Origin of the sequence: Microvirga sesbaniae (genome assembly GCF_025460805.1) — a bacterium.
GTDB lineage: Bacteria > Pseudomonadota > Alphaproteobacteria > Rhizobiales > Beijerinckiaceae > Microvirga > Microvirga sesbaniae.
The window spans coordinates 1-8544 of sequence record NZ_JAMXFJ010000015.1 but is presented as its reverse complement, the minus strand read 5'-3'; the positions used below and the strand labels follow the sequence as shown (position 1 = coordinate 8544).

7 protein-coding genes are annotated in these 8544 nt (G+C 64.5%); 1 reads left to right on the top strand and 6 read right to left on the bottom strand.

Annotated elements, in window-relative coordinates; translation table 11 throughout:
* Nucleotides 1-562: 562 nt before the first annotated feature.
* Entirely contained in the window at nt 563-1258 is a 696-nt protein-coding gene (locus OCW50_RS19490; protein WP_262298620.1) for a response regulator transcription factor, read from the top strand.
* A gap of 452 nt (nt 1259-1710) precedes the next feature.
* Here the strand turns inward: OCW50_RS19490 and OCW50_RS19485 are convergent, their stop codons facing one another.
* The 6 genes from OCW50_RS19485 to OCW50_RS19460 form a co-directional block, all read right to left on the bottom strand.
* Nucleotides 1711-3351: a GMC family oxidoreductase gene (locus tag OCW50_RS19485; protein WP_262298619.1), complete on the bottom strand. Its 1641-nt coding sequence runs from the start codon at nt 3349-3351 to the stop codon at nt 1711-1713.
* A 69-nt stretch (nt 3352-3420) separates the two neighbouring features.
* Nucleotides 3421-4341, bottom strand: a complete 921-nt coding sequence (locus tag OCW50_RS19480) for a branched-chain amino acid ABC transporter permease (RefSeq protein WP_262298717.1) — start codon at nt 4339-4341, stop codon at nt 3421-3423.
* 58 nt (nt 4342-4399) lie between these two features.
* The gene (locus OCW50_RS19475) at nt 4400-5287 is read right to left on the bottom strand and encodes a branched-chain amino acid ABC transporter permease (RefSeq protein WP_262298618.1); all 888 of its coding nucleotides are present in this window, start codon (nt 5285-5287) and stop codon (nt 4400-4402) included.
* 6 nt (nt 5288-5293) lie between these two features.
* Entirely contained in the window at nt 5294-6001 is a 708-nt protein-coding gene (locus OCW50_RS19470) for an ABC transporter ATP-binding protein (RefSeq protein WP_173946967.1), read from the bottom strand.
* Nucleotides 5994-6752: an ABC transporter ATP-binding protein gene (locus OCW50_RS19465; protein WP_262298617.1), complete on the bottom strand. Its 759-nt coding sequence runs from the start codon at nt 6750-6752 to the stop codon at nt 5994-5996. Before OCW50_RS19465 ends, OCW50_RS19470 begins: the two co-directional genes overlap by 8 nt.
* 124 nt (nt 6753-6876) lie before the next feature.
* Nucleotides 6877-8040 (bottom strand): ABC transporter substrate-binding protein, encoded by a 1164-nt coding sequence (locus OCW50_RS19460; protein ID WP_262298716.1) that lies wholly within the window; start codon nt 8038-8040, stop codon nt 6877-6879.
* Nucleotides 8041-8544: the final 504 nt, after the last annotated feature.

Sequence of the window (8544 nt, the reverse complement as noted above, 5' to 3'; positions counted from 1 at the left end):
ATACGGCCCCAACATGTGGAATCAGTTTGGGGCCCGTGGCTCGACCTCTTGGCTGGCGCATCGTTGGGCGCGGACCCAGCGGGCCGCGCCGAACGATGCGCGAGACGGCGTTGTACGAGGAGCCTGTCAGCGTTCCTCAGAATTCGGCCCTGATCGGGATCAACTCAGCTTCCCGATCGTCCGTTGTGCTGCAGCGGATCCTGGCCGCCTTCCCGGAATTCCTAGGAACAGTACCTTGTATCCGGTGGTGAGGACTTCTTGCTTACTCTGTCGTCAAACTGGATTGGTACTTTATATCATGCGTATACCTTTTGATTAAAGATTGTTAAAATGATTTGAATGGGCATTGATTGTCTCAAATGAGATTATAAGCTAAAGATCTTTAGGGGAACTCTACTATTTGCCTGACCGAATCAAGACCAGAAAGGCATCTGCGATGCGGAACACCTACGATCTTGATAGCCTTCCTCATCCAGGCGCCTCGTCGGCCAAGGATGTCGCGTATTCAAGATACATGGAACTGGCACGTTCGGTTGAGCCCTCGTCCGGGGAACATGTCGCTGTGCGCTCGACCAAGACGCTCCTCATCGAGCCGAATGCCCTGTTGAGAGAGGGCCTGCGCAGAATTCTCGCCGAGACGGCTTACGCGCCATCGGCCGCGGCCGCGAGCCTCGACGAGCTGGGGTCCATGGCGGCCTTCGATGGCAGCATGATCGTCCTCATCATCGATGCGAGCCGCGACCATGACGAGACCTGCCGGCAGGCCAAGGCATTGAAGGAAGCCAATCCAGGCGCGAAGATCGTCATGCTCATCGAGCAGTATGACATCAAGCAGGTGGTTGCGGCCTTCCAGGCCGGGGCGGACGCTTACCTCAAAAAGTCGATCTCCCATGAGGTCCTCGTCAAGTCGCTCGACCTCGTGATGCTGGGAGAGGCGATCTTCCCGGGGGCCATTCTCGATCTTCTGCGGGAGCGTGAGGCGCCGGGCGCTCACGCGAACGAGGTGCCGGCTGCCGAGGATCCCCATGACATGGGCCCTCCGGCCAAGGGGCTTTCGGTGCGCGAGACGGTGATCCTGCGCTGCCTCATGGATGGGGATTCCAACAAGATCATCGCGCGCAAGTTCGACATCACGGAAGCGACCGTCAAGGTTCACGTCAAGGCGATCCTGCGCAAGATCCAGGCGAAGAACCGGACCCAGGCGGCGATCTGGGCTGCGAGCCACCTCCCGGGGAGCCGCGGGACGCCGACGAGCTGAGCGCGGCGACTTCGGAGCACCTCTTTGATGGGAGCCGCTGGCTCCCATTCCTCTTTTGAGGGTTTAACGAGAGTTCCCGGCGAGAGCCTCGGACGTGAAAAGTGGACCCGGGTTCAAGCCCGATGCGCTCGGCGCTTCAGACGATCGGGATCACCGGGACAAGCCCGGTGATGACGTGACAGGGTGGTGCGGGCCGGTGCCGACACCCCGTCATGGCACCCTCCGCCCTTCCCGCCGCCGTCTCCACGTCATGGCCGGCCTTGTGCCGGCCATCCCGATGCGGTGAGGCGCGGCGTTCCAGATGATCGAGATCACCGGGACAAGCCCGGTGATGACGTGAAAGCATGAGACACCCGGCTCGCACGACCCTCCCACGTCATGGCCGGCCTTGTGCCGGCCATCCCGATCGTCCGATGCTCAGCGGACCCGAAGGCTCGCACGATGCGCTAAGGTCACGCGGAGCGTCGGGCCGGGCTTGCGCTGTGCGACTGATCCTCCAGGATCATCGCGGCTCCCTTCTCGGCAATCATCAACGTCGGCGAATTCGTGTTGCCGCTCGTAATGGCCGGCATGACGGACGCGTCGATGACGCGCAGATTCTCGACGCCACGAACCCGCAGGCGCGCATCCGTGACGGCCATGGGATCGCTGTCGATTCCCATCTTGGCCGTCCCGACGGGATGGAAGATCGTTGTTCCGATCTCCCGCGCCCCGTTCAGAAGCTCGTCATCCGTCGAAAGTTCGGCTCCGGGCTTGTACTCCTCGGGCCGGTACTTCCGAAGGGCCGGCATCGACACGATGCGTCGGACCAGACGCAGGGCATCCACGGCCACCCTCTGATCCTCCGACGTCGACAGGTAGTTCGGACGGATGGCCGGCGCGTCGTTCGGGCTGTTGCTGCGGAGCTTGACGCTGCCCCGGCTGGTCGGCCGGAGATTGCAGACGCTCGCCGTGAAGGCCGGGAACGGATGCGGGTCGTCCCCGAACTTGTCCAGCGACAGGGGCTGGATGTGGAATTGCAGGTTCGGGGTCGCGTAATCGTCCGAGGAGCGCGTGAAAGCCCCCAGCTGGGAGGGAGCCATCGTGAGCGGTCCCTTGCGGAAGAGGGCGTATTCCAGCGCCATCTGGCCCTTCTTGACCAGGGACCGGTAATCCTCGTTGAGGGTCCGCACCCCGTGCACCTTATAGATCGGGCGCAGCTGGAGATGATCCTGCAGGTTCTCTCCGACGCCGGGGAGGTGGTGGACCACGTCGATCCCGCACTGCCGCAGGAAGGAGCCGTCCCCGATCCCGGACAGCTGCAGGAGCTGCGGGGACGCGATGGCTCCTGCCGAGAGCACGACCTCCTTGCGCGCCAGAAGGCGCCTCAGCGCGCCGTTCTGAAGGATCTCGACGCCGACCGCCCGCCTGCCGTCGAAAAGGATGCGCGTGGCATGGGCCTTCGTCTCCACCTTGAGGTTGGGGCGGGAGAGCGCCGGCTTGAGGAAGCCGCGTGCCGCGGACCAGCGCCGGCCGCTCTTCTGGTTGACGTGGAAATACGAGATGCCCTCGTTGCTGCCGGTGTTGAAATCGTCGACCCGGGGAATCCCGGCTTCGACCGCCGCGTCGATGAAGGCGTCCAGAAGGTCCCAGCGCATGCGAGGAGCCTCGACGCGCCATTCGCCGCCCACCCCGTGATGCTCGCCTTCTCCGAGGTAGTGGTCGAGATGCTGGCGGAAGATGGGCCTGACGTCGTCCCAGCCCCAGCCGGCGAGACCCATCTGGCGCCAGTTGTCGTAATCCTCCCGCTGGCCGCGCATGTAGATCATGGCGTTGATGGCCGAGCTGCCGCCCAGGACCTTGCCGCGGGGATAGTTCAGGATGCGGCCGTTCAGGCCGGGCTCGGCCTCGGTCTTGAACATCCAGTCGGCACGCGGATTGCCGATGGCGAAAAGGTAGCCGACCGGGATGTGGAACCAGATCCAGTTGTCCTTGCCGCCGGCTTCGAGGACGCAGACCGAATGGCCGGGATCCTTGGACAGGCGGTTCGCCAGCACGCAACCGGCGGATCCTGCGCCGACAATCACGTAATCGAATGTATCGCTGCCTGACATGGTATGGTCCGATGGCATGAGCCGGCGCTCAACAGCATGAACGCCGGCGGAGTTTGCAGCATTCGTCTCCTAGGAGGCGCCTTTGGACCTGCGTCTCATCAGCTCGAGGACTTCGCCCACGATGCCGCGGCGGAACAGAAGCACGCAGATCACGAAGATGATGCCGATCAGCACCGTGACGGGGAAGTCGGATGCCGCCAGGTAGTTCTGAAGGGCGATCACGAGGCCGGCGCCGACGATGGGACCGATCAACGTGCCGATGCCGCCGAGCAGGGTCATCAGAATGACCTCGCCCGACATCTGCCACTGCACGTCCGTGAGGGTTGCGAACTGGAACACGATGGCCTTCGTTCCGCCGGCCAGGCCGGCCAGGGCGGCCGACATGACGAAGGCGCCGAGCTTGTACCGGTCCACCCGGTAGCCGAGCGAGACCGCCCGGCGCTCGTTCTCGCGGATCGCCTTGAGGATGTTGCCGAACGGCGAGTTCACGATGCGCCAGATGGCGAAGAAACCGAACAGGAAGATGGCCAGCGTGACGTAGTACATGGCCAGCGGCTGGTTCAGGTCGACGACGCCGAGCAGATGGCCGCGCGGCACGCCCTGGATCCCGTCCTCGCCGTGGGTGAAGGGCACCTGCAGGCAGATGAAGGCGAACATCTGCGACAGGGCCAGGGTGATCATGGAGAAGTAGATGCCCTGGCGGCGGATGGCCACGAAACCGATCACGGCGCCCATCACGGCCGCGCCGGCCACGCCGAGCAGGATGGCCGCCAGGGGCTCCAGGCCCCACACCTTGGCCGCATGGGCGGTCACATAGGCGGCTCCGCCGAAGAACGCCGCATGGCCGAAGGAGAGGAGCCCCACATAGCCGATGAGCAGGTTGAACGCGCAGGCGAAGAGCGCGAAGCAGAGCACGCTCATCAGCATGACGGGATAGAAGAAGAAGGGCGCCGCCACCAGAGCCGCGACCGCGATGGCCCCGAGGACCATGGAGGACGTGCGCAGCCGGGGCTGTTCCGTAAGATATTGGGTTCCGACAGCCATGATATCACTCCTCCCGCCCGAAGAGACCTGCCGGCCTGACGAGCAGAACGATGGCCATGATCACGAAGATAACGATGCTCGAGGCTTCCGGATAGAAAACCTTCGTCAGCCCCTCGAGAACGCCGAGCACGTAGCCGGTCACGATGGCGCCCAGGATCGACCCCATGCCGCCGACGACAACCACCGCGAACACGATGATGATGAGGTTCGAGCCCATCAGCGGGCTCACCTGGTAGATCGGGGCCGCCAGGACGCCGGCCAGGGCCGCCAGGGCCGCGCCGAGGCCGTAGGTGAGCGTGAGCAGCAGGGGCACGTTCACCCCGAAGGCCTGGACCAGCGTGGCGTTCTCCGTGGCTGCTCTCAGGTAGGCGCCAAGCCGCGTCTTCTCGATGAGGAGCCACGTGCCGAGGCAGACGACCAGGGAGGCGATGACCACCCAGCCACGGTAGATCGGCAGGAACATGAAGCCGAGATTGAGAGCTCCCGTCAGCTGCTGCGGCGGCGCGTAGGGCTGGCCTGCGGCGCCGAACCAGTAGCGGAACGCGCCTTCGAGAATGAGGGCGAGGCCGAAGGTCAGAAGAAGGCCGTAGAGCGGATCCACCCCGTAGAGACGGCTCAGCATCGTCTTCTCGATCACCACCGCAACGGCCCCGACGATCAGAGGCGCCAGGATGAGCGCCGGCCAGTAGCCGATGCCCAGCCAGTTCAGGAGCAGGTAGGCGGCGAAGGCGCCGAGCATGTACTGCGCGCCGTGGGCGAAGTTGATGACCCGCAGCAGGCCGAAGATCACCGCGAGGCCGAGGCTCAGCATGGCGTAGAACGAGCCGTTGATCAGCCCGATGAGGATCTGGCCGTAGAGGGCAGGGGCGGGAATGCCGAAAATCGTGCTCATGATGCTCTACACCCCAAGAACTTCGTGGAGCTCGTCCATGCGTGCATCGAGCTCGTGGCCGGGGAACGAGTTCACCATACGCCCGTCCTCCATGAGGTAGAAGCGATCGGCCACCTTCTTGGCGAAGCGGAAGTTCTGCTCCACGAGCAGGATGGTCATGCCGCGCTTCTTCAGGGCGACCAGCACGTCGCCGATGCGCTGGACGATCACGGGAGCCAGCCCCTCCGTCGGTTCGTCGAGAAGGATGATCCGCGCGCCCGTGCGCAGCACCCGGGCGATGGCGAGCATCTGCTGCTCGCCGCCGGAGAGCTTCGTGCCCTGGCTCGAGCGGCGTTCATGGAGATTGGGGAAGAGGCTGTAGATCTCCTCCACGCTCATCCCGCCCTCCGCGACGGTCGGCGGCAGCATCAGGTTCTCGGAAACGTTCAGGCTCGCGAAGATCCCACGCTCCTCGGGCACGTAGCCGAGTCCGGTCTGCGCCACCTTGTGGAGCGGCAGTCCCAGGAGATCCTTGCCGCGCAGGCGGATGACGCCCTCGCGGCGGCGCAGGATTCCCATGATGGCCCGCAGGGTGGTGGTCTTGCCGGCGCCGTTGCGGCCCAGCAGGGTGACGGTCTCTCCCTCGCGGATGTCGAGATCGACCCCGTGGAGAACATGGCTCTCGCCATACCAGGCGTTGAGCCCGCGGACTTCGAGGAGGGGAGCGCTACTCATGCTCGGTTCCCATATAGGCTTCGCGCACGCGCGGATCCTGGCTGACGGTGTCGTATGAACCGTCGGAGAGGATCTCGCCGCGGGCCAGAACGGTGACGCGATCGCAAAGATCCGACACCACGTTCAGGTTGTGCTCGACCATCAGCACGGTCCGGTTCTTCGCGATGCGTCGGATCAGATCGGAGATGCGGCCGATATCCTCGTGACCCATGCCCGCCATGGGTTCGTCGAGCAGCAGCATGGCGGGATCGAGGGCCAGGGTCGTGGCGATCTCCAGCGCGCGCTTGCGGCCGTAGGACAGCTCGACCGCCGGCAGATGCGCATAGGACCGGAGACCGACCGCATCGATGAGCTCCATGGCGCGGTCGTTGAGCGCCGAGAGGGCCGAGGCGGGGCGCCAGAACTGCGTCGCGAGGCCGGACGGCCGCTGCAGGGCCACGCGCACGTTGTCGAGCACGGTCAGATGCGGGAACACCGCCGAGATCTGGAAGGAGCGGACGAGCCCGAGACGGGCGACCTCGGCCGGCTGCATGCTCGTGATGTTCGCACCCTTGAAGGTAATCTGTCCGCGGGTCGGCGTGAGAAACTTCGTGAGCAGGTTGAAGACGGTCGTCTTCCCGGCGCCGTTCGGTCCGATCAGGGCATGGATCGTGCCCTCGTTGACGGACAGCGTCACGTCCTTCACGGCAATGAAGCCGCGGAACTCCATGGTGAGCCCGGTGGCGCTCAGGATTGGTTGCGTACTGACCATAGGGACCGGCCGATACTCTCTCGGTGAGGTGGCAACGGCCGGGTCGGGCGTAACGCTCGACACCAGCCGTTGCGGGACGACGAAGAAGCGGGACGGCCTGTGCCGCCCCGCCTCGGCCTGAGGGTTACTGCGTGAGCTGGCAGCCGCTCTCGGCCATGGACAGGTAGGCCTGGTCGCCGGGCACCTTGGCGAGCTGCTTGTACATGTCCCACTCGCTCTTGCTCTCTTCCGGCTTCTTCACCTGGAACAGATACATGTCGTAGACCATGCGGCCGTTGGGCAGCACCTTGCCGTTCTTGGCGAAGACGTCCTCGACCGGCATTTCGTGCAGGAGCTTGGCGACCGGTTCCGTCGCGTCCGTGCCGGCTTTCTGCACGGCCTTCAGGTACTGCGTCACGGCCGAATAGGTTCCCATGTGGATCATGTTCGGCATGCGGCCGGTCTTCTCCTGGAACTTCTTGGCGAAGGCCCGGTTCTCGTCGCTCTGATCCCAGTACCAGCCTTCCGTCAGAGTCAGGCCCTGGGCGGCCTTGAGGCCGAGGCCCTTCACCTCGGCGAGGGTGAAGAGAAGTGCCGCCAGGCGCGTGCCGCCCTGGGTGATGCCGAACTCGGCCGCCTGCTTGATGGCGTTGGCCGTATCGAGGCCGGCATTGGCCAGGCCGATCACGTTGGCGCCGGAGCTCTGGGCCTGCAGCAGGAAGGACGAGTAGTCGGTCGCGGCCAGCGGATGGCGGACCGAACCGAGGACCTGGCCGCCCTTCGACTTCACGAATTTCGAAGTCTCTCCCTCGAGGGAATAGCCGAAGGCGTAGTCGGCCGTGAGGAAGAACCACTTGTTGCCGCCGTTCTCCACGAGCGCGCCGCCGGTGCCGACCGCAAGAGCATGGGTGTCGTAGGCCCAGTGGAAGCCATACGGCGTGCACTGCTTGCCGGTGAGATCGGCCGTCGCGGCGCCGGTCGTGATGGTGACCTTCTTCTTGTCCTTGGACAGGCCCTGGACCGCGAGGGCGACGGAGGACGTGGTCAGCTCCATGATGGAATCGACCTTGTCGGTATCGTACCACTGGCGGGCGATGCTGGCCGCAACGTCAGGCTTGTTCTGATGGTCCGCGCTGACGATCTCGACGGGCACGCCGAGGACCTTGCCGCCGAAATCCTGCACGGCCATGCGGGCGGCCTCGACGGAGGACTTGCCGCCGAAATCCGCGTAAACGCCGGATTGGTCGTTCAGGATGCCGATCTTGACCACGCCGTCGGAGGCCTGCTGCGCAAAGGCCGACTGGGCCATGACGGTGCAGCTGAGGGCGAACAGAATCTTATTGAGGACGCGCATCGATTTCCTTCCCTTCGTTCCGAGGCCGGTTGATCCAGCCATTGTTCCAGCCGCGGTGTGACGCCACGCCCGGCGATGGTCAGAAAGGTACAGTCCCTGACGTCTTGTGCAATGCAAGAAAGGGTCATCCTTAAGTCGCAGGTCTCTTTAAGCTTCAAGTTTCCGCCTCATTTTCAGGCATAGGCGCGGCTGTTGCCCGGCCCGGCGCCCGGACCGCTTTGTCGGAAACCCTGCTCCGCTCCTCCTGCGGTTCACAGAGGCCGGGGCGGCCCCTATATCTCCGTCATCTTTCCCGTACCCGTCTGCGAGGCTGGAGCTCTGCCATGACCGCCCATGCGAAACCTGTCGACCGTCGCGTTGTTGATCTGAAGGACCCGTCGCTGCTGGTGAGCCGGGCCTATGTGGCGGGCGAGTGGGTGGACGCTCCGGACGGCCGGACCATTCCCGTGACCGACCCCT